This window comes from Micromonospora sp. NPDC048063, assembly GCF_043202855.1.
Taxonomy (GTDB): Bacteria; Actinomycetota; Actinomycetes; order Mycobacteriales; family Micromonosporaceae; genus Micromonospora.
Window position 1 is genome coordinate 143,607 of record NZ_JBIDBG010000008.1, and the last position, 20,817, is coordinate 164,423.

At 71.7% G+C, this 20,817-nt stretch carries 20 protein-coding genes and 1 pseudogene; 11 read left to right on the plus strand and 10 right to left on the minus strand.

Going from position 1 to position 20,817, the window contains the following annotated elements; translation table 11 throughout:
- Positions 1-9 precede the first annotated feature (9 nt).
- From ACGFZ2_RS20780 to ACGFZ2_RS20790, 3 genes and pseudogenes are all read right to left on the minus strand, one after another.
- Positions 10-450: pseudogene (locus tag ACGFZ2_RS20780) on the minus strand (SitI3 family protein); the annotation flags it as partial.
- A 124-nt stretch (positions 451-574) separates the two neighbouring features.
- Positions 575-1,084, minus strand: a complete 510-nt coding sequence (locus tag ACGFZ2_RS20785; protein WP_393455890.1) for a VOC family protein — start codon at positions 1,082-1,084, stop codon at positions 575-577.
- 230 nt (positions 1,085-1,314) lie between these two features.
- Complete coding sequence (locus tag ACGFZ2_RS20790) at positions 1,315-1,863, minus strand: heme-binding protein (RefSeq protein ID WP_393258966.1); 549 nt, start codon at positions 1,861-1,863, stop codon at positions 1,315-1,317.
- A 174-nt stretch (positions 1,864-2,037) separates the two neighbouring features.
- Here ACGFZ2_RS20790 and ACGFZ2_RS20795 point away from each other — a divergent pair, with 174 nt between their 5' ends.
- The 4 genes from ACGFZ2_RS20795 to ACGFZ2_RS20810 all read left to right on the plus strand — a co-directional run bounded on the left by ACGFZ2_RS20795 (position 2,038) and on the right by ACGFZ2_RS20810 (position 5,753).
- Entirely contained in the window at positions 2,038-3,168 is a 1,131-nt protein-coding gene (locus tag ACGFZ2_RS20795) for a sensor histidine kinase (RefSeq protein WP_393258967.1), read from the plus strand.
- Positions 3,165-3,797 (plus strand): response regulator transcription factor, encoded by a 633-nt coding sequence (locus tag ACGFZ2_RS20800; protein ID WP_357454977.1) that lies wholly within the window; start codon positions 3,165-3,167, stop codon positions 3,795-3,797. Before ACGFZ2_RS20795 ends, ACGFZ2_RS20800 begins: the two co-directional genes overlap by 4 nt.
- Complete coding sequence (locus ACGFZ2_RS20805) at positions 3,794-4,471, plus strand: ankyrin repeat domain-containing protein (RefSeq protein ID WP_393455893.1); 678 nt, start codon at positions 3,794-3,796, stop codon at positions 4,469-4,471. Before ACGFZ2_RS20800 ends, ACGFZ2_RS20805 begins: the two co-directional genes overlap by 4 nt.
- A gap of 100 nt (positions 4,472-4,571) precedes the next feature.
- Complete coding sequence (locus ACGFZ2_RS20810) at positions 4,572-5,753, plus strand: phosphotransferase family protein (protein ID WP_393455896.1); 1,182 nt, start codon at positions 4,572-4,574, stop codon at positions 5,751-5,753.
- A 29-nt stretch (positions 5,754-5,782) separates the two neighbouring features.
- Here ACGFZ2_RS20810 and ACGFZ2_RS20815 read toward each other — a convergent pair whose 3' ends face one another.
- The 7 genes from ACGFZ2_RS20815 to ACGFZ2_RS20845 form a co-directional block, all read right to left on the minus strand.
- Complete coding sequence (locus tag ACGFZ2_RS20815; RefSeq protein ID WP_393455899.1) at positions 5,783-6,547, minus strand: hypothetical protein; 765 nt, start codon at positions 6,545-6,547, stop codon at positions 5,783-5,785.
- 91 nt (positions 6,548-6,638) lie between these two features.
- Positions 6,639-7,307, minus strand: a complete 669-nt coding sequence (locus ACGFZ2_RS20820) for a hypothetical protein (protein WP_393455902.1) — start codon at positions 7,305-7,307, stop codon at positions 6,639-6,641.
- 43 nt (positions 7,308-7,350) lie between these two features.
- Positions 7,351-8,247: a phosphorothioated DNA-binding restriction endonuclease gene (locus ACGFZ2_RS20825; protein ID WP_393455905.1), complete on the minus strand. Its 897-nt coding sequence runs from the start codon at positions 8,245-8,247 to the stop codon at positions 7,351-7,353.
- On the minus strand, positions 8,244-11,318 hold the full coding sequence (locus ACGFZ2_RS20830) for a DUF3427 domain-containing protein (protein ID WP_393455908.1): 3,075 nt from the start codon (positions 11,316-11,318) through the stop codon (positions 8,244-8,246). The genes ACGFZ2_RS20825 and ACGFZ2_RS20830 overlap by 4 nt, the downstream gene beginning before the upstream one ends.
- Positions 11,319-11,437: 119 nt before the next feature.
- Positions 11,438-12,376 (minus strand): aminoglycoside phosphotransferase family protein, encoded by a 939-nt coding sequence (locus tag ACGFZ2_RS20835; RefSeq protein WP_393455911.1) that lies wholly within the window; start codon positions 12,374-12,376, stop codon positions 11,438-11,440.
- 4 nt (positions 12,377-12,380) lie between these two features.
- Positions 12,381-13,208, minus strand: a complete 828-nt coding sequence (locus ACGFZ2_RS20840; RefSeq protein ID WP_393455915.1) for an inositol monophosphatase family protein — start codon at positions 13,206-13,208, stop codon at positions 12,381-12,383.
- Positions 13,205-14,263 carry a DUF5919 domain-containing protein gene (locus ACGFZ2_RS20845; RefSeq protein WP_393455918.1) on the minus strand — a complete coding sequence of 353 codons (1,059 nt, stop codon included), beginning with the start codon at positions 14,261-14,263 and terminating at the stop codon, positions 13,205-13,207. The genes ACGFZ2_RS20840 and ACGFZ2_RS20845 overlap by 4 nt, the downstream gene beginning before the upstream one ends.
- A gap of 251 nt (positions 14,264-14,514) precedes the next feature.
- Between ACGFZ2_RS20845 and ACGFZ2_RS20850 the strand changes: the two genes are divergently transcribed.
- From ACGFZ2_RS20850 to ACGFZ2_RS20880, 7 genes are all read left to right on the plus strand, one after another.
- Positions 14,515-14,742 (plus strand): hypothetical protein, encoded by a 228-nt coding sequence (locus tag ACGFZ2_RS20850; protein WP_393455921.1) that lies wholly within the window; start codon positions 14,515-14,517, stop codon positions 14,740-14,742.
- Positions 14,739-15,032: a hypothetical protein gene (locus ACGFZ2_RS20855; RefSeq protein ID WP_393455924.1), complete on the plus strand. Its 294-nt coding sequence runs from the start codon at positions 14,739-14,741 to the stop codon at positions 15,030-15,032. Before ACGFZ2_RS20850 ends, ACGFZ2_RS20855 begins: the two co-directional genes overlap by 4 nt.
- Complete coding sequence (locus ACGFZ2_RS20860; protein ID WP_393455927.1) at positions 15,029-16,099, plus strand: FAD-binding oxidoreductase; 1,071 nt, start codon at positions 15,029-15,031, stop codon at positions 16,097-16,099. Before ACGFZ2_RS20855 ends, ACGFZ2_RS20860 begins: the two co-directional genes overlap by 4 nt.
- Positions 16,099-16,371, plus strand: coding sequence for a DivIVA domain-containing protein (locus tag ACGFZ2_RS20865; RefSeq protein WP_393455930.1), 273 nt, complete (start codon positions 16,099-16,101; stop codon positions 16,369-16,371). Before ACGFZ2_RS20860 ends, ACGFZ2_RS20865 begins: the two co-directional genes overlap by 1 nt.
- Before the next feature lie 102 nt (positions 16,372-16,473).
- Positions 16,474-18,198 carry an HNH endonuclease gene (locus tag ACGFZ2_RS20870; RefSeq protein ID WP_393455933.1) on the plus strand — a complete coding sequence of 575 codons (1,725 nt, stop codon included), beginning with the start codon at positions 16,474-16,476 and terminating at the stop codon, positions 18,196-18,198.
- A 379-nt stretch (positions 18,199-18,577) separates the two neighbouring features.
- Positions 18,578-19,888, plus strand: coding sequence for a VWA domain-containing protein (locus tag ACGFZ2_RS20875; protein ID WP_393456185.1), 1,311 nt, complete (start codon positions 18,578-18,580; stop codon positions 19,886-19,888).
- Positions 19,885-20,718: a peptidase gene (locus tag ACGFZ2_RS20880; protein WP_393258993.1), complete on the plus strand. Its 834-nt coding sequence runs from the start codon at positions 19,885-19,887 to the stop codon at positions 20,716-20,718. The genes ACGFZ2_RS20875 and ACGFZ2_RS20880 overlap by 4 nt, the downstream gene beginning before the upstream one ends.
- Positions 20,719-20,817: the final 99 nt, after the last annotated feature.

A 20,817-nucleotide genomic window follows, 5' to 3' on the forward strand; every position in this document is an offset into this window, starting at 1 on the left:
TACGGCCGGACGATCATCGTCCGCCTCATGGTGGCTCCACCACGTCGGCCGGTGTTTGCTCAACCTCCCCGCGACGCGGGTCAGCAACAGCAGGTTGTGGTTGAACACGAGGGCCGCGTCCTCGCTTCGTTCGTTCAGGACCCGCGCAGTGGTCGCCAGCACGTTGGGGATCCCCTTGTCGGCCAGCACGTCCTTGCGCATGTAGAAGTCGATGTCGACGTACGTTTCCGGCTCCCACACCCACAGCGAGCCGTCGTCGTCTTCGGCGTCGTAGTAGCCGTGCCTGCCCGACGTGATGTCGACGACGAAGCCGCATTCCTCGTTGAGTGCGGAGGTGAGCATGCGGTTGCCGGAGAAGGTGCACGTCTCGACGGCGTTCGGTGCGGCGAGTTCAGCCACCTCGTCGAGGGGGATCTCGCCTGCCAGCGTCAACCGGAACTCAACAGCCATCCTCGCAGTCACTCCCTCAGTTCCGCGTTGAGCTTCTCGGTGTGCGACATGTGGCCGGTGCCCCCGATCGAAGGCGGTCAAGGTCCGGGAGGCTGGGGCCACGAAGCAGCCCGTGGCACCTGAGTCACTCCGGGCCGCTGCCGGCTTCCACGTCGTCGGCGCCCCGGCCGAAGTCGGGGACGGTCAGCGAGCCGTCGTCGGCGAGGGGGAAGCCCGGGTTGCAGGCGATCTCCCAGACGTGCCCGTCGGGGTCGGCGAAGCAGCCGGCGTAGCCGCCGTAGAAGGTTTCCCGCGCCGGCCGGGTCACCTCCGCCCCGGCGTCGGCCGCCACCGCCAGCAGCTCGTCGACCTCGCCCCGGGACCGGACGTTCTGCGCCAGCGTCATCCCGCCGAACCCGCGCCCGTCGGCCACGCCGGCGTCGGCGGCCAGCTTGTCGCGGCTCCACAGCACCAGCGCCAGGCCGCCGGCCTGGAAGAAGACGGTCTCCTCGACCTCCTGGCCGCGCCAGCCGAGCCGCTCGTAGAAGGCGCGGGCGCGGGCCACGTCGGCGACGCCGAGGGTGACCAGGCTGATCCGCTGCTCCATCGCCCGGCCCCGAGGGTCGTCGCCCGGGTCGTGGACGTCATCGATCATCGCGGGAACCTCCAGGGGACGACCGGCATCGCGGCCACCGTAACGCGGGCTCACGACAGGCCGGGGCGGCGGCACGCGGACGGATGATGCTGCCGCAGCCGGCGTCCGACCGGGCACCGTGGATCCGACGCCGCAGGGGCGGGCCTCCGGTCAACAGTCCCGGAGGCCCACCCCTGGCGGGTCATGGCGCTCAGCGCAGGGTGGCCGCGCTCGGCGCAGGGTTGCCGTGCTCAGCGCAGGGTGGCCGCGCCGGCGTCGGCGTACTGCTCGTCGAGGTCGCCGGAGGGCGCGCCGCCGACGCCGATGGCTCCGACGACCTGCCCGTCGACGCTTACCGGCACGCCACCGCCGAGGAACAGGGTCCCCGGGATGTCGCGGAGGGTGGCGCCCGCCCCGGTCACCCGGCCGGCCAGCGCGGAGGTGGGCTGGCCGAAGGAGACGGCGGTGAACGCCTTGCGGTGCGCGGACTCGGCCGTCTGCGGGCCGGCGCCGTCGCCCTTGAGCTGCACCTGCACGGTGCCCGACCGGTCGAGGACGACCACGGTGACCCGGTGGCCGCCCTTCTCGGCGGCCTTCACGGTCGCCTCGGCCGCGCGCAGCGCCGCGTCGAGGTCGAGCGACGGGTTCGCCACGACGTTGCTCTTCGCGACGGTCGCGGCCTGTGGCTTCGCCACCGGCTCGGCGGCGGAGGCGGTGACGGCGACGCCGGTGACGGCGGCCACGGCCACGGCGCCGGCGCCCAGGCCGAGCGCCATCCGGCGGCGGAAGTTGTGGATCATCACGATGCTCCCTGAGGTCTTCGGATCGGGGGTGACAGTCCTCAGCCTGGCCGCCGCGCGCGGCGCGGTCATGGCACGCCGGATGCAACCGGGATACCTCGAATGGTTGAACCGGCCACCCCGTTCCTGCCGTACGCTGGACAGTTGTCAAGATCAATTGATCGGAGGTGGGCGGTGGGACGGCAGGACCGGCTGCGCCCGGCGATGCGGTGGGGGTTCCTGCTCCTGCTCGCCGCCGCCGCCTCCCGCTACGGCGTACGCCACGGCTGGGGCGCCGACACCGGCGCGGTGCTGGCGCTGGCCGGGGTGCTGCTGGCCGCGTACGCGATCAACGAGCTGGGGCGGCGCGCGCCCGGCGCGCGCTTCGCGGCGGTGCTCGTCGCCTTCCTCGCGCTGGTGCTCGCCGCGCCGAGCTTCGCCCTGGTGGCGATCCCGCTGTTCTTCGTCGGCCTGCGCCAGCTCCCGCGCCGCGCGGTCTGGCCGCTGGTCGGGCTGCTGACCGGCGCGGTCGTCGTCGCGCAGATCCGGCTGGCCGACCGGCTCGACCCCAGCCTGGTGCTCGGCCCGGTGGGCGTCGCCGCCATCACCACCGTCGTCTTCCTCGAACTCGACCGGCAGAACCGGGCCCGGCAGCGCGCGCTCGACGACCTCCTGGCCGCGCGGGACGAGCTGGACCGCAGCCAGCGCGAGGCCGGGGCGCTGGCGGAACGGGCCCGGCTGTCCCGGGAGATCCACGACACCCTCGCCCAGGGCCTGTCCAGCATGAACCTGCTGCTCCAGGCGGCCGACCAGGAGTGGGACACCGGGCCCGCGCAGGCCCGCGCGCACGTGCGGCAGGCCGCGGCGACCGCCCGGGAGAACCTGGCCGAGGCCCGCCGCTTCGTCCGCGGCCTGGCCTCCCCGGCGCTCGACGGCGCCACACTGACCGACGCCCTGCGGCGGCTGTGCGCGGCGACCGAGCGCGACACCGGCATCCCGGTCCGGTTCGCCGTCGTGGGGACCGTCGCGCCGCTCGGCGTCGACGACGAGGTGGCCCTGCTGCGAGTCGCCCAGGGCGCCCTGGCCAACGTGCGCCAGCACGCCCGCGCGCGGCGGACCGCCGTGACACTGACCTTCGGCGACCAGGAGGTGACGCTCGACGTGTACGACGACGGAACCGGCTTCGACCCCGCCGCCGTCACCGGGTTCGGGCTGACCGGTATCCGGGAGCGGATCACGCAGCTCGGCGGCACCGTCGCCGTCGAGAGCGCACCCGGCGAGGGCACCGCGATCGCGGTCAGCCTGCCGCTGCGGGAGGCCCGATGAGCACGCCGCTGCGGCTGATCCTGGTCGACGACCACCCGGTGGTCCGCGCCGGACTGCGGGCGCTGCTCGGCGGCCGGCCCGACATGACCGTGGTCGCCGAGGCGGCCACCGCCGGGGAGGCGCTCCGGCAGGCCGCCGCGCTGCGCCCCGACGTGGTGCTGATGGACCTGCAACTCGGCGACGGCGTCGACGGCGCGGCGGCCACCGCCAACCTGCTCGCCCTGCCGGAGCCGCCGCGCGTGCTGATCCTGACCACGTACGACAGCGACGAGGACATCATGCGCGCCGTCGAGGCCGGCGCGACCGGCTACCTGCTCAAGGACTGCCCGCCCGACGAACTCTTCCGCGCCGTGCACGCCGCCGCAGCCGGGCAGACCGTGCTGTCGCCGCCGGTCGCCGCCCGGTTGATGGGCCGGATGCGCGGCCCGCAGCCCACGCTCAGCGCCCGCGAGGTGGAGATCCTCACGCTGCTCGCCCGGGGCCTCGCCAACAAGGAGATCAGCCGTCAACTCTTCATCAGCGAGGCCACCGTCAAGACCCACTTGGTCCGCATCTACGCCAAGCTCGGCGTCGACTCGCGGACCGCGGCCGTGCACGCCGCCGTCGAGCGGAAGCTGATCCGCCGGTGAAGCGCCGCGCCCTGCTCGCCCTCACCCTCGCCACGGCCGCCGGCTGCGCCCGGCCCGCCCCGACACCACCCCCGGAGGAACCCATGTCCCGCCCCGCCGACCAGGACCTGCTCACCGCCGCCGACGCCGGGGACCCCACGGTGGTACGCGCCGCGCTGGCCGCCGGCGCCGACATCGAGACCCGCGACGCCCGACGGCGTACGCCGCTGCTGCTGGCCGCCGCGAACGACCACGTCGAGGTCGCCCGGATCCTCGTCGAGGCGGGAGCGGACCCGGACGCGCTCGACGACCAGCACGACACCCCGTGGCTGGTGACCGGGGTGACCGGCAGCGTGGCGATGCTGGAGGTGCTGCTGCCCGCCGACCCCGACCTGACGATCGTGAACCGCTACGGCGGCATCTCCGTCATCCCGGCCAGCGAACGCGGCCACGTCGACTACGTCCGGCGGGTGGTCCGCACCGGCATCGACGTCAACCACGTCAACAACCTCGGCTGGACCGCGCTGCTGGAGTGCGTGATCCTCGGCGACGGCAGCCGGCCGTACCAGCAGATCGCGGAGATCCTGGTGGGCGCCGGGGCACGCGTGGACGTGCCCGACCGGGACGGCGTCGACGCGCGGGAACACGCCCGCCAGCACGGGTACGCCGAGATCGTCGCCATCCTGTCGCGCTGAGACGGCGTGCTCCCAACCGGGCGTCTGGGCTTGTCGGCTGCCCCCACGGTGCCGGCTTAAGCGGTCGCGGAGGTTCGGCGGCCGGCGGTAGCGTGCCGACGTGTCCCGCACCGTGACCCTCGCCCTGCTCGACGCGGCCGGCGCGCCGCTGGGCACCCTGCCGCCGTTCGACGTGCCGTCGCCCTGGTGGCAGGACGTCGCCCCCGTCGTGGCCGAGGCCCGCCGGCGGTACGGCGTCGAGGTGGCCGTCCTGCGCCTGCTGACCGGCGACGGACCGAGGGCGGCAGGCGGCGCGGTGGCGTACCTCGGGCAGGTGAGCGACCCGCCCGCCACGCCGCTCGTCCCGGCGGAGGTGGACCTGTCGGCGGACCGGCTGCGCGCCCCCTACGCCGAGCCGGGCGGCCCGGCGCGCAGCGTCGCCTGGGCGACGGCCGAGCTGGAGCTGCTCGGCCGGCCGGCGGAGACCGTCGCCCAGCAGCGCACCTGGAACCTGTCGGCGGTGTGGCGGCTCGACGGGCCGGGCGGGACGGCCTGGCTGAAGCAGGTGCCGGTGTTCTTCCGGCACGAGGCCGCCGTGCTGCGCTGGCTCGGCCGGGCCGTGCCGGGGAAGACCTCGACGCTGCTCGCCGACGACGGCGACGGCCGGATGCTGCTCGACCACGTGCCGGGCGAGGACCGCTACGGGGCGCCCATCGAGGAGCGGCTGGTGATGGCCGCCGACTTCCACCCGGTGCAGGCGCGGTCCGTCGCGGACGTGGCGGAGTTGGTGGCGTCGGGCGTGCCGGACCTGCGTGCCCCTCGTCTCGCTGGCTGGATCCGCGACCGGCTTTCCGGTCACGACATCTCGTCGGTGGATTCCCTGCTGGCCGGGCTGGAGGCGCGGCTGGACGAGGTGGCCCGGTGTGGGCTGCCGGAGACGCTGGTGCACGGGGACCTGCATCCCGGCAACGTGCGCGCCTGTGCTGGCAGGCATGTCGTCATCGACTGGGGCGACGCGTTCGTGGGGCACCCGGCGTTCGACGTGTTGCGGCTGGCGGAGGGGCTCGACGCCGCTGCGTCTCAGGCGGTCGTTGCGGAGTGGTGCGCGCGGTGGCGGGCCGACGTGCCGGGGTGCGAGCCGGAGCGGGCCGCCGAGCTGCTGCGTCCGGTCGCGGCGCTGCGGATGGCCGCCGTGTACGCGATGTTCCTCGACGGAATCGAGGCCAGCGAGCGGGTGTACCACGCGACGGACGTCGACGCCTGCCTGAAGCAGGCGCTCGGGGGCGCGGCCATTCCGGCGTGACGCGCCTGTCCGGTCGGCCGCCCCAACACTCAGTCAGGCTTGGCGCCCTCGTCATCCCACTGGGCCAGCGCGGCCGACAGCTCCTCCAGAAACGCGTCGACCTGTGCGGTGTAATAGCCGCGCATGGCAACAGGCAGGGCGGTGCGAGCCTTGTCGAGCTCGGCCTTGGCCGCGTAGCGCTGCGACGTCACGCCCGAGATCAGCGCGTCCTGGCCCCGCCGGATCAGCTCGTCCACCCGCGCCGGGTCGTAACCGCGCAGGCTGATGGTGAAGTCGGGCGAGTCGAACCGCTCCCGGCGTAGTTTCCGGACATCCGTGAAACGGCTACCTCCGAAGCGGGCCAAGGCGGCTGCCACCTCGTCTGCCGACTGCCGAACGTCATCGAGGTCGAGGAGGACGAGGGCAGTTCGGCCATCGACCGGGCTCCGGCCGGTGCGCGGGCGATCGATGGTCGATCCGGTGGCCGGCACCAGCATCAGCGACGGGGAAGTCGACTTCTTGCCACCGGGCGTCGGTACCGGCTCGTCGAGGATGATGGAGTCGATCTCCGCCCACGGCACGAGCCGGTCGAGCCCGGCCAGCCGCAGGGTCAGCCCGTCGGCTCCGATGTGGAACCTGAACGGCTTGAGCTCGCTGACGGCGAACGCGCCACCCATCAGCGCCACGATCCCACCGAAGAGCCACGAGCCGATGGAAGGGGACGAACTGCCCGCTGCGCACAGCAGCACGAGTACGCCGAATGCCAGGAACACAATGCCAGCCACCAGCAAGCGCCGGCTCTTGCGCAGCTCCATGCCCATACCTCGATCTCGTCAGGCCGCCGTGGAGAGCATTGCAGGGCGATTCAAGCGACCGCCGATGGCGGAGCCAGGGGCACCTTGCCGTTCACACCGCCGCCGCGGCCCGCATGCGGGCGTACTCGACCTCCATGTCGGGTGGGCCGAAGCCGTAGTTGGCGTAGTCGGCACGCATGTCCTCGATCGCGGCATCGAGCTCGGCCGACGGGCCGCCCTCGGCGAGCAGCACCACCAGCGGCTCCCACATCGCGCCGCCGAGATCGCGTATGCCGCGCAGCGCCTCGAGGTAGCGGCCCGGCCGGAGCAGGTCGAGCGCGGTGCGGGCGAGCTTGTCGGCCGCACCGACCAGCAGCGCCGCGGCGTGGTCGAGCTCCTCGGCCGTCGTCACGGTCGCCGGGTACCTGGCAGGGTCCATGCGCAGGTGGTAGAAGCTGCCCTCCGGGCATTGGCGGGTCTCGACGAACCCGATCCGGTAGGACGTGGCGTCCTTGTCCAACGGGATCGGAGGCTGGCCCCAGCGGGCGGCGCGCCAGTTCACGTACTCCCACCAGGCAGCCGGCACCACACCGATGCCCACGCTGACGAAGATCGTGCCGCCGCCGACGCTGCGCATCACACTCCGTCCGACATTGATCTGTGCGACGCCGTCGGGCGTGACGACCGACCAGGTCCCGCGAGTGCCCTGGAAGCCCAGCGGCCGCACAACGGCGCCGATGTCCTTGTTCAGCCGGCTCGTCGTCTGCGCGGGAGTGATCATCCGGTACACGGTAACCGCTCGACGCGCCCGTAAGTGGACGTCACTAGGCAGCGAGAGACTCGCCCTTGAACACCTCACGGCGGTGCCAGGAGATGTGTTCGACGGCGGGGACCTGGGTCCCGGGGCGCGGCCGCAACATCCTGCCGTGCAGGTCATAGGTCGACCGGCCGGCCGGCGTACGAGCCGTGAAGGCGGCCGACACCTCGATGCGCAGGTCGGCGTCGAGCCCCAGCGCGCCGAAGTCGAACAGCTTGTGGTGCAGCACGCAGAGCGCCAGCCCGTTGTCGGGGCTGTCCGGGCCGTCGAAGGCCCACCAGCGCACGTGCGCCGCCTCCACGCCGACCGAGGCGTGGCCGAGCTGGCCGTCGTACCCGCAGAACGCGCACTGCCGGTCCCACGCCTGGAGCACCGCCACCCGCCACGCCGCGTCCCGCCGCCGCCCGGGGATCGGCGTGACGCCCGGCGCCTGGAGGATGTCGTCGGGGTCCAGGCCCGCCGCAGTCAGCACGTCGGGCGCGATGGTGGGCGGAAAGTGCTGCTCCACCAGGGCGCGGGCGACCCGCCGCACCAGCTCGGGATCCCGGCGCAGCGCCGACTCGGTGGCAGCGTCGAGACGCCCCGCCACGTCGTGCGACGCCAACGGCCCGACCAGATCCATCGGTACGTCCCGGCTCAGCGTCCACACGCCGTCACTACGGAGCCGGGTGAACGGGTACGCGGCACTCTGCGCCCGCCCGGTCTTCGACGCCGGCCCGAACTCGGCGATCAGGTCACTCAGCCGTTCCTGCGCCGCTGACCACGGCAACTCGCTCGACCCGGTGTGCGTGAGCTGCCCGAGCGCCAGCAGCACCAACAGCGGCTTGTGCGGTGCCCTCCGGCCGCGCTGCTGGTGCAGCCGAAGCGAGGTGAGCCGGTCCAACACCTCCTGCCGGGTGCTCATGCGGCGATCGCCCGAGCGGCGGCGTACATGTCGGCGGGCAGCGCGTGGTGCAGCCGCCAGATGATCCGCATGGGCCGGTCTCCGGTGTGCTCCTGGTAGGTCATCGGGCCGGCGTAGAGGTAGGCCGGCGCGCCCAGGTCCCGGTCGGCGACCCGGGTCTCCCGCACGAAGAGGTGCACCGTCGACCCGCGTGAGGCGTGGTGGATGTAGCGCTGGCCGGTCGCCGACGCCGACGACGTGGTGCTCTGCGACTCCCACTGGAACAGGCTGTCGGTGATGGCGCGGTCGGCATACATCGTGGTGGGGGAGTAGTGGGCCTCCGACTTGACCAGCGTGACGAAGAAGAGGTCGGCCTGGGCGTCCGGCAGCCACTTCACGCCCTCCCGCAGCGACCCCGGGTTCGGCATGCCGAAGGCGGCGCACGCCTCGTTGCGGCTGTATCGGGCGTGCACCCGCAGCGGCACCGCCGCCGACAGCGGCTTCGGTGTGACCCGGTGGATCCGGTCGCGCAGCACCTCGGCCACCTGCCGCAGTTCGGCGCAGCGGGCCGACTCCGCCCGGAGCCGCGTTAGCCGCTCCTCCCGAGAGGTCAGCGGGGCGCTCGGCCCCCACAGGTCGAAGTGCAGCATGTCCCACAGCCGCCCGGCGTCGGGCTGCTCGCCCGCCGCCACCCGAGCGAGCAGGTCCAGCCGGTCCGGGTCGTCGAGGTGCAGCATCCGCCCGATGGCCCGGCCCAGCTCGCGGTCGTCCGGCCCGGGCGTCGAGGCTTCCAGCCCGGCGAGCCGACGCAGGCCGGTCCACCCGCCGACGCTCGCCGAGCGGTACACGTCCTCGATCTCCACGCCGGTCTCACGCAGGAACTCGCCCAGGCTGACGTCCCCCAGCAGCCGCAGCTCCGCCACCAGCCCCCGCTTCGAGGTCGGCAACGCCGAGCGCAGATTGCCGAGCACGATCTCCTTGGCCACCCGGTCCAGCTCGATGTGGCAGCCGCTCGGCAGGCTCGGGAAGTCCTGGTCGACCGCGTCGTAGACGGACTTCCGGCTCACCCCGGTCAGCGCCCGCCAGCGCAGGTCGAAGCGGAAGTTGGCGTGCTGCCCGCCGATGAAGTCGAGCACCGTCAGGCAGGGCTTGTCGTCGTCCAGGCGCAGCCCACGGCCGAGCTGCTGAAGGAAGATCGTCGCGCTTTCGGTGGGCCGCAGCATCAGGATCGTGTCGACCATCGGCAGGTCGACGCCCTCGTTGAACAGGTCCACGGTGAAGAGCACCCGCAGCGCGCCCTTGCGAAACTCGGCGAGCAGCGCGTGCCGGCTGGGCGTGTCGACCTGCGAGGTCACCGCCGCCGACGGCACGCCGTGCTTCGTGAACCAATCCGCCATGAACCGGGCGTGCCCGATGCTCACGCAGAACCCGAGCGCCCGCATCCGGCCCACGTCGACCTTGTCGCGTACCGCCCGCAGCACCGCCCGCGCCCGCGCGTGGTTGCCGGTGTAGACGACGTCCAGCTCGGCCAGGTCGTACCCCTGCCCGCGCTTCCAGTGCAACTGCGACAGGTCCACGTCGTCGTGCAGCCCGAAATACTGGAACGGCGCCAGCAACTGCCGCTCCAGGGCGTCCCACAGGTGCAGCTCCACGGCCGTGCGTCCGCCGAAGTGCCGGCGCACGTCGCCGCCGTCGGCCCGGTCGGGGGTCGCCGTCAGCCCCAGCAGTACGCGCGGACGCAGCCGCTCCAGGAGACTGGCGTACGTCGGTGCTTCCGCGTGGTGGAACTCGTCGACGATCACCATGTCGTACGCCTCGGGGTCGATCTCCCGCCGGTGCAGCGACTGGATGGAGGCGAAGACGTGCCGCCAGTGGGTTGGCTCCTTGCCTCCGACCAGCATCTCGCCGAAGCTGCCGTCGCCCATCACCTGCCGGAACGTCGCCAGGCTCTGCCGCAGGATCTGCTCCTGATGGGCGACGAAGAGCAGCGAGTCCGCCTCGCCCGCCCTGTGCAACCGGCGGTAGTCGAGGGCGGCGACCACCGTCTTGCCGGTGCCGGTGGCCATGACGACGAGATTGCGCCAGCGCCCGTGCACGTGTCGCTCGGCGTCCAGGTCGGCCAGGATCTCCGCCTGATACGGGTACGGCCGCACGTCCAGGTTGGCGATCTGGATCGGCGTCTCGCCGGGGCGCTCCCCGCTGAGCGCCAGCCTGAGCCGCTCCGCGTCCCGGGTGGCGTCGTAGTCCTCGAACGCCGGGTCGTTCCAGTAGTCCTCGAAGGTGGCCGTGAACGTGTCGATGACGTGCGGCTGCTCGACGTTGGAGATCCGCACGTTCCACTCCACGCCGTCGACCAGCGCGGCCTTTGACAGGTTGGACGAGCCGACGTACGCGGTGGTCATGCCGTTGCCCCGGCGGAACAGCCATGCCTTGGCGTGCAGGCGGGTGGTCCTGGTCTCGTAGGACACCTTGATTTCGGCACCCAGCTCGGCGAGCCGGTCGAGGGCCCGCTGATCGGTCGCCCCGAGGTAGGTAGTGGTGATGACCCGCAGCCTGCCGCCCCGGGCGATCAGGTCGCGGATGGCGGGCTCGACGATGCGCAGGCCGTACCACTTGATGAACGCGCAGAGCAGGTCGACTTGCTCTGCCGAGGCCATCTCGTGGGTGACCTCGTGGCCGATGCGCGGCTGGTGGCGGCCGTTGACCAGCAGCGCGCCGGTGGAGAGCGGGGTGGTGGGGCGCTGCGGGAAGGCGGGCTGCGCGGGTGGGGTCGGCGGGGCAGCGATGGCGTGCAGGAGGTGCTTGGCGTCGCTGACCTGGTCTTGTGCCGTGGCCGCCTGGGGGCTTTCGGCGGCGATGGCGTCGGCGATGCGGTTGGCCAGGTCTACCTGGCGGGCGAGCTTGTCGTCGCCGCCGGGGAGGGCGTGCAGGGCGCGGCGGGCCAGGGCGGCGATGTGGCGGGCGAGGGTGTCGGGGGCGTCAGCGGGGTCTAGCTTGTTGTGCTGGATGAGGGCGGGGGCGACGTGCTGGAGGCGGGTGGCCAGCTCGCGGGTAATGAGGTGCTCGTAGATGCCCTGCCCAAGATCCGTCACCCCGGCAAAGTAGCTGCCTGCACGCTGCGATGCTGTTCCAGATCTCCTGTCGGATCCATGACAGTTTGCTTTGCAGTCCTGTACCTCGACGCGCCTACCTGTGGACGGCTAGGAGGCAATCAAGGGACAGTTGCGCTGTTCGCCGTCTGTGCCAAGTCGGCAAACGGAATCCAGCCCGCCTCGTGATCACCACAGCGCACTGATCGGAGACGATTGGCGAACTCGGCTGCGTATCGAGGCGAACTCTCTAGGAGTGGTACGGCAGCCACAACCATCTTCAGCTCGCGAGCCTCTCGCAGCAAGGGCCAGTTCGGGTCGGTCGTGACGTCGTAGCCGTACGCACTGGCTAGAGCAGCGTGGGCCCCGGCTCGGCCAAACCGTGCCTCACCAACGGCGACCGCCACCAGGTCAACCTGCCACGGCCCCAGGCAGGTTGCGTCGAAGTCGCAGAGGACGACTCGACCGTCCGGGCCACGGAGCAGGTTGCCGACGTGTGCGTCTCCGTGGATGAGTCGCTCCGGCTCCCTTTGCCGGAGGGCGGCTATCCGTGCATCGAGCGCCCCGCACCACTCCCACAGGAAAACTCGATCCGCCTCCTGGAGCTCCTCGGCGTCGGCCAGGCGCCGACGTGCGTCGCCGACCGGATCCCACTGAGGCACAGGAAATGGCGGCGCGCCGAGGGTGTGGAACTCGCGTAGGACGCGTCCAAGGTTGTCGGCGGCGGGCGCTGGCGGCGCCGGAGCGAGATACCGCCACACCGAGGCCCGAAGTTCGCCGATCTCTACGGGCTGGGCAATATCCGGCGCCAAGCGGATTGTCGGAGCGTCCACCTGCGCGAACCACTTTGCCAGCTCGACGGCCGTGCCGACGCGGTGACGGAGTCGATGAGTGCGCGCGACACGGATGACGATGCCGATGTCGGGGAGAGCGAAAACGGCGTTGTTCGTCATCCGTAGTAGGCGTGCGTCATCGGCGGGCACACCCAACTTGTCGGCTACCTGCCGCATAGCCGCCGTCATAGCCTCTGCGTTGAAGCGACCTGTTGCGCCCATGTCCATGCCACTACGGCTCGAACCGCTGCGAGCGCCTGCACGGGTTCGGTAGGCGCCCCGTATCCCTGAGTAAGCCGAGGGTGTCGTCGATCAGAGCTGGCGTGACGCCCAGCGTCATAGACGAGTTTGCGCTATGTCTGGTGCGGTCCCAATCCACCACCTCAGCTCCCGCCTCCCGTGCGATGGCAACTCCTGCTGCCATGTCCCAGGGATGGTTGGAAAGGGTGAGCGCAGCATCGAGCTTGCCCTCGGCTAGCCAGGCCAGGTCCAGCGCCGCAGTGCCGGTCATCCGTACCCGCTGCACAGACTCGGCGAGCCGAGCTGTCAGTGCGAGCCGGAGTTGGTTCTTGGCCGGAGCGTCGGCGCCCACGGCGTAGTCGCCGATGGCCACGATCGCCTCGCTCAGCCGGTTCGTCCTGCTCACCCGGATCGGCTTGCCGTCGGCAGTGGCACCGTCGCCCTGGGCGGCGGCGTAGCGGTTGCCGAGGAAGGGCAGCTCGATGATGCCGAGAACGGCCTCACCGTGGTGCAGCAGCCCGAGCGACACCGCGCAGAGCGGGATACCTCGCACGAAGTTGGCCGTCCCGTCGATCGGGTCCAGTACCCACTGCATTTCTCCGGGTCCGCTGACGCCGTGTTCCTCGCCGAGAAACCCGATCCCAGGTGTAGCGACGCGAAGAAGCTCGCGGATGTCGCGTTCGATCTCGTAGTCGAGCGCGGAGGCGATGTCACGGTCACCCTTGACGGTGAGCGCGCCCGGTGGCCTGCGTTGCATGGCCTCGGCTGCCCGCGCAACTGCCTCGATCGCGACCGGTAGCAGGTGTCGGTAGTCGCTCACAGCTGTCGCCCCCGTCGCCACTGCGTTTCGAAGAACTGGTCGAACACCGGATACAGCCCACCCCGAGCCTGTCTCCGCCTGACGACGAACGCGGGGGAGTCGACCCCTCGACTCTCCGCTAGATACGGCTGAGCGACGCACAGATCGTCGACCAGGACGACGTTGAAGCGCAGCGTGTCGTCATAGACGGCCAACTCCATGCGTTCCTGAAGGCCGTCGGGAAGCCTGTCGCGCACGCGCATCAGGGTTTCGATGTTGAGCTTCGTCAGCCCGGACAGTTGCCCCGCCGGGAAGCTTTCCTCCGCCTCGCGCGCCTGAATTGCCAGCCCATCCGGGTCGAGGAACAGGCAGCGGACGTGCGCGCCGGCCTCGACCAGGTCGTGCCAGCGGCGATCGGCATAGCCCTGTGACAACAGGTTGAGCGACAGACCGATCGCTCGCACCTCCTTCGCGCCGCCGAGCAGTTGATCGGGTGGCAGGTCGGTGGAAAACTCGGACCGGTTCGGGTAGACGGCCACGAGGTCACCGAACCGGCCCGTGTCTTCGTTGGCTGGGGCGGACGGGCCGAGAATCGCGGAGAGCGCGAGTACGACGTCCCCGGGTGGGACCGAGTTCGTTTCCCAGCCGGTGACGTCATCACCGGTGGGCTGCCACGTCAGCATGCGGGCCAGCACGACGGCGAAGTCATCGGCGCTCAGGCCGAGGGCCTGACGAGCCCGCGCAACCTGCTCACATGCGGCGGCCCGCAGGTCGAGTCCGCCGGGTGCGCCTGGTGCGGTCGTCTCCGTTCGGCGCAGCGCCAATGCGAACCGGCGTCGCGCCTCCTCGGCGGCTTGGGCGAGGGCGGTGTCCAGGGCCGACTGCATCTCAGGGCGGGGGTTCACGCTCTCCCCGCCGGCTTCCCATTTCGAGACGGTCCGTTCGGCCACTCCGAGATGCACGGCGAAGTCACGGATGCTCATGCGAAGCGCGTGGCGGAGTGCCTTCGTCTCACGGCCAGTCCATCGCTGCACGGGTGTCATCGTGCCGCCTTCGATCATGTCGAGATCGGTCATCGTGCACCTTACCGGCAGCACATGCAGCGCAGTTACCGGCCAAGTGCAGTGCGTGGTCATTCCGGCCTTTTCGCAGCTCGGAAAGGGTGGACGCATGGCCCGGGGCGGGTGCTGGCTCCGGAACTGCGTCGACCCGAACGACGCAGCTCCGCTCCCGCCCGCCCCGGCGCCACTCCACCCGTTAACAGGGGGCCCTTCCTCTACCGGATCCGTTAACAAGGGCACCCTCCTTACACACCCTCGGAGCCGGCATGCCCACCCTGCTCGACGACTTCCCGGTCCTCACCCCCGTCACCGACGAGGATCTCGCCATCGCCGTACGGGCGGTGCGCACCCACGTGCCCGAGAGCTGGCCGGAGGGCGAGCTGTGCCGCAGCGAGCGCGTCCCGTACCCCTGCCGTCTCGCCCGCTGGGGCCGGGCCACCCTCGAAGTCGCCGGCCTCACCGAAGCCCAGGCCGAGCAGGGTGGCTGGGCATGACCGGGCAGGAGGCGGTCGGCCAGTGGCTGCGGCTGGTGGTGGCGGACGTTGAGCTGTCGCCGTATCTCATCGGGGTCGACCTGGACCGGCTCGGCGCGCACCTGGCGGCGAGCCTTGCCGCGGCCCTCGAAGGCCAGCCGGCCCCGGACCCGTGGCGCGGGCTCGGTCTGTCGGAGGCGCAGCACCGGCGGATCATGGACTACCTGGCCGGCGTCCTGTGGGCGCTCGGCCTGCCGGACGACCGGGTCGCCCGCGTGCGGCGGGCCTTCACCGGCGAGGTGGGCGCGTGACCGTCACCGCCGCCTGGGAGGCGGCCGTCGACAAGGGCGCCGACGACTTCTGGTGCACGCTGGAGGACGGCCGCCCCGGCGTGCTCCCCGAACGGGACGCCCCGCTGCTCTTCGCCGCGCTCGGCCGCCTGACCAGCGGCGGCGACGACCCCGCCGGGCGGGCGGCGCTGCTGACGGTGCTCGGCCGCGCGTACCGCCGGCACGACCTGTTGTCCCACGAGGCCGCCATCGGCGAGGCGCTGCTCGCCGCCGTCGCCCGGCAGGCCCGCCCACTGTGGACGCCGCCGCTCGCCGCAGTGTGGGAGCGCGCCGGCCGCCGCGCCGCCGAGGCCGTGCGCGACGCCGCCGCCCGCGCCGGCGACGGGCCGGCGTGGTGGCCCGCCGAGGTGATCGACCGCGACCGGCCGTGCGACACGGTCGCGATCCTGACCGTACGCCCCTGGCGTCGCCTGCCCCACCGGCCCGGCCAGGCGGTCCCGGTCTGCACGCCGCGCCGGCCCGGCCGCTGGCGCTGGCTCTCCCCGGCCAACGCCCCGCGCCCCGACGGCACCGTCGAGCTGCACGTCCGCGCCCTCGCCGCCGGCACCGTCTCCCACAGCCTCGTCCACGACGTACGCCCCGGCGAACTGCTCTGGCTCGGCCCGCCGCGCGACGCCGGCCTCTGCCTGGACCTGCCCCTGCGGAGAGATCTGCTGCTCGTCGCCGGTGGCACCGGCCTGGCGCCGCTGCGCGCCCTGGTCGAGCAGGTCGCCGCCGCGCCGGAGGGCCGGCGGGTCACCCTGGTCGTCGGCGTCCGCAGCTTCGCGGACCTCTACGACGCGATCGCCCTCGACAAACTTCAGCGTGCCCACGACTGGCTGACCGTCGTGCCCGCCTTCAGCCACGACCCCTGCGCCGAGCCGGCCGAGCAGGGCGACGCCCTCACCATCGCCCTCGACCACCATCGTCCCGACCACGACGTGTACGTCTGCGGCCCGCCGCCGATGCTCGCCGGAGCGCGGCTGAGGCTGCTCGCCGTCGGGGTGCCCGCCGACCGCATCCACCTGCCGTCGGAGATGGTGCCCTGATGGCCGTCTACCGCAGCCGGCACGCCCAGCCCGGCCCGCTGACCCCGGACCGGGTCCTCGGCGTCGCGCTGCCGCGCACGTCGCTCTGCCGGCGCGGCTACCGCGTCGACGAGGTCGACGCCCTGCTGCACCGCCTCGCGCACGAGCTGCGCGACCGCACCCGCCAACTCGACCTCACCCGGGCCGAGAACCACCGCATCAAGGAGGCGCTCCGCACCTGGCAGGGCCAGCACGCCGAGGAGCGCTCCCGGGCACGACAGGCCGCCCGGTGAACGGTCGCCGTCCGGGCTCCGGTTGCCCGCCGGCTCTGATCCTGGCGGTTCCGGGACAGTCTGGAAAGCGCGAAGAAACTTCGGGCTCGGTAACCTCCTGGGATGCCGGACTCCAGTCTCGACGGTCTGCTGGCCGCGTTCACCGAACCGAAGCCGTTCACGCGGGACACGGCCGACCGGGCACCGCTCGCGCCCGGAACACACGTCGTCACTCTCGACGGCGACATTGTCTACGTGGGTGAGACGGGGCGGACCCTTCGGGAACGACTCCGGACCCACCTGAGGGGCAACCGGGGCTCGTCGGTGCTGCACAAGCAGATCGGCGAGCTGCTCGATCAGGAACTCGGCCGGCAGGCGAGCCCAGGCGAGATCGCTGCGTGGCTGGGCCAGTGCGAGATCAGGTGGCGGGAGACGGATGACTCGAAGGCGCTCAAGGAAGCCCTGCTCACCCGGACCGCTCCACGCTTCAACCAGCTGTTGCCCGGGCAGCGAGTCACGCCCACGGGGGCCGCGAGCCGCTTCGCGCGGCTGGCGGAGGGCCGGTACTTCGACTCCGTGGTGGTGGCCAACCGTGCCTACCTCGACGCGGTCGTGCCGGACGCGGCAACCCTCGAGCGGGAGCACTGGGCGCTTTCCTGCCTGCCCGGCACCAGGACGAACCCGCCACGACTGTCGGCAATCTCCATGAAGACGATGGAGACGTTCGTGCTGCACGAGCCGACCGAGCCGGCCGCCGATGGGCGGGCTGAAGGCTTTCTGATCGTGCGCAAGTCGGTGCTCGACGCGCACTGGACGCCCGCGGCCTTCCGGGCGGCCCACCCCGGCATCATCCGATGGCCGTCGGACTACGTCGATGCCGGATCCGACCAGGAGTGCCTCGCCGGTGGCGTTGACGACCTGATCGCGGCGCTTGGGGACGAGCGTGTCGTCCTCGCTGCCCGTGCCCTCACCGAACCACTGCTGCGGTCCCGGACCCTGCATGCGCGAGGCCACAGTCAGCCACTCGCCGATGCGGTGTTCGGCCGGCATGAACACACCGACTGGATCTACCCGGTGGACGGAGGCGGTAGTCCATCGGGGCGTGTGTGGGAGTACTTCCACAGCGACGCGGTGGTCGACCTGCGGCTTGCCGCCGGCTACCACCAGATCGCCGCCGGAGACCGGATCTGGGCGTACACCACCGAGCCACCCGCCCGTCTCGTCGCGGCGGGCGTCGCTTGGGACGACCCCTACCAGCAGGCGACGGGAAGCGGGCTGGAGTGGCGGGTGCCGATCCGGTGGGACGCCGAGCTGACCCGGCATCTGCTCGGCAACAAAGCGGACGTGCCCGTGGAGCCAGCCGGATCGGTGCGTGGCTTGCGGGGGATGAGCGCGACCGAGCTCGACCGGCTCGCTGACGGGCTGGAGGCGGGCGGGGCGCCGGAGCCCGAGGCCCTGCCCGAGGGGCGTCGCCGGAGGCTCGCGGAGGTCACTGCCCGCCAGGGGCAGGCCGACTTCCGGCGCCGGCTCCTTGAGGCGTACGGGGGGCGCTGCGCGATCACCGGCTGCGACACCGGGGCCGCACTCCAGGCGGCCCACATTTCGCCGTACGACGGATCCGCCACGAATCGGGTGACCAATGGTCTGCTGCTCCGGGCCGACGTGCACAACCTCTTCGACCGGGGCCTGATCTGGGTCGACGAACAACTCCGCGTCCGGGTCAAGGCGGAGGCCGCGCACTACGGGCGCTGGCACGGCGAGGAGCTGCGCCTGCCGATGCGTGCGGCGGACCGTCCGGACGCCGCCGCGTTGCGCGCCCACCGCCAGGAGGTGGCCGGGATGCCGTGAGACCCCTGTTCGACATCGACCTCTGCGAGATTGCCTATGTGGGAGCGTGCGCGACAGGATGCGAACGGCGATCAACGTGGGCGTTGCGGACGGGCCGTCGCGGTGGTCGATCGAGAAGTTCGGGTCGCCCAGGCGGTTACTCGTCATGCCTGCCTGAGGCTTTGCGCGCCTCGAAAACCCGGCACACCGGAAGAGCGCTCGCAGGCCCGACAGGCCGCCCGGTGAACGGTCGCCGTCCGGGCTCTACGGCCGCCTCGGCATCATGACGACCATCGGAGCAGTGTGTCGGCCGTCGATGAGTTTGACCGGTCCTCAGTGGAGGGCGGAGACGCCACCCGGTCGGGTCATGAGCGTGAAGATCATTAGGATCGGCGCCGTGATGATCAAACGACGGTTCCCAGCGATCCTGATAGGACTGCTGGTCGCCTTCCCGGCACTGGGCGTGCCTCCCGCTCACGCCGCCGAGCCCGAGACCGCACCGGTCGAACCGCCCAAGGTGGAGCTCGTGCTGGACGTGAGTGGTTCCATGCGCGCCAAGGACATCGACGGCCGAGCCCGTATCGAGGTTGCGCAGGAGGCGTTCAACGACGTCGTGGACGCGCTGCCCGAGACGACGGATCTCGGCATCCGTGTCCTCGGCGCCACCTACGGTGGCGACGACAAGAAAGTCGGCTGCCAGGACACCCAGCAGCTCGTACCGGTTGGCCCGGTCGACCGCGTGAAGGCCAAGAACGCCATCGCCACGCTGCGCCCGACCGGCTTCACCCCGGTCGGGTTGGCCCTGCGCGAGGCGGCCAAGGACCTCGGCACCGGCGAGACCACCCGACGTATCGTGCTCATCACCGACGGCGAGGACACCTGCGCGCCGCCGGACCCCTGCGAGGTGGCCCGGGAACTGGCCGCCCAGGGCACCCACCTGGTGGTCGACACGCTCGGCCTCATCCCTGACGAGAAGGTACGTAAGCAGCTCGTCTGCATCGCCTCGGCCACCGGCGGGACCTACACCTCGGCGCAGAGCAAGGACGACCTGACCCGGCGGATCAAGCAGATCGTGGAACGGGCCAAGGACACCCACGCCAAGACGCCGGCGAAGGTGACCGGCACCGACGTCTGTGCCGAGGCGCCCGTGCTCACCCCCGGTGTCTACACCGACCGGGAGCGGTTCGAGGAGCACCGGTGGTACCGGATTCCGGTCCAGCCAGGGCAGGAGCTGCGGGCCTCGGTGAGCATCGGCCTGGACCGGCCGTTGAACCGGGACTATGGCGTACTGCTGCGGGCCACCGCCACCGACGGGCGGGAACTGGTCCGAGGCAACGACGCTGGCAGTGGTCGTACCGATGTGCTGTCGACCGGCCTGCGCTGGTCGGCGGCGGCGGCGGACGACGACGAGGAGAGTGAGGACGACGACAAGGGCGGCATCTTCACGAACTCGACCGACAAGGCTCCCGAGCCCACCGTCGTCTGCCTGGTGGTCAGCAACTCCTTCTCCGCCAAGGCTGGTGCCGGTCAGGCTCCGGGCATGCCGCTCGAACTGACCATCGACCTGGTCGACGCGTCGCCAGCCCCCAACAGTCCAGGTCTCGGCCGGGGCTGGGCGCTGTTGGGTGTACTGACCCTCGCGGGTCTGCTCAGCGGGTTGATCGTTGGTTGGCTGACCCGTTGGTGGATAGCGGTCTGGAGGACCCGATGACGATGCGGAAGGCTCCGGCCCTGATCTCGGCCCGCCGGGCGGCGGTGGTGCTTGCCATCACCGGTGTCGCCATCGCGCTGCCGGCCGCCGCCAGCGCGGAGACGCCCACCCCGTCACCGGGGGCGGCCACCATCAACAAGGCCGGCACCTCGTTCCTCACCGCCGCCGGGATCAGTCCCGGCCAGCCGGTACGGGTCGGTGCCTCCGTGGGCGACTACCTGTACTGGTCGTTCACAGCTGCGGCGGGGGATACGCATCACGTGGCGGCCACCGTGTCGCTGCCTGCTGCGGCGAGCCGACACGGCGACTCCACCTGGACGGTCGAGGTCTTCGACGGGCTGCGCCGCCGGCAGGCCTGTGTCGCAGGGGCGCAGACGCCGGTGGCGTCGAAGAGCGCCGCCAGCATCGAACTCGACTGCGAGCTACGCCAGGTGCGTTCGTGGGCCGAGCCGTGGTCGGGGGATCCGCTGCCGGGCACCTACTACGTCCGGCTGTCCGGCACCGAGTTGCCGGAGCAGGAGTTGGGCCTGCCGATCGAGGTGAGCCTGCTGGTCGGGGTGGAGTCCGACGGCGACACCAAGCCGGAGGGCGGCGAGCTGAAGGAGCCCCTGGTCCCGGCGGTGAACCCGGGCAAGGTGCTCGTCGACGATCCGACCGCCAGTACGCCGGACCCGGCGGCGGCCGGTGAGGAGGAGGACGGCTGGTTCGACTGGGTTCGGTGGCCGAGCCTGTCGTCCCGCTGGTACTGGACCATCGGGGGCGGCATCCTGGCCGCCGTCGCGGGTGTGGTCGGTTTCGCCCTGACCCGGCCCCGCCGGCGCGTCGGCTGACCATACGAGATCAACGATGACGGCAGTGCGGGCATGACCCGCCTCGGACGATCAGAAGGCGTGCGGAGCCTCGATGGTCATCTGAACGGGTCATGCCTG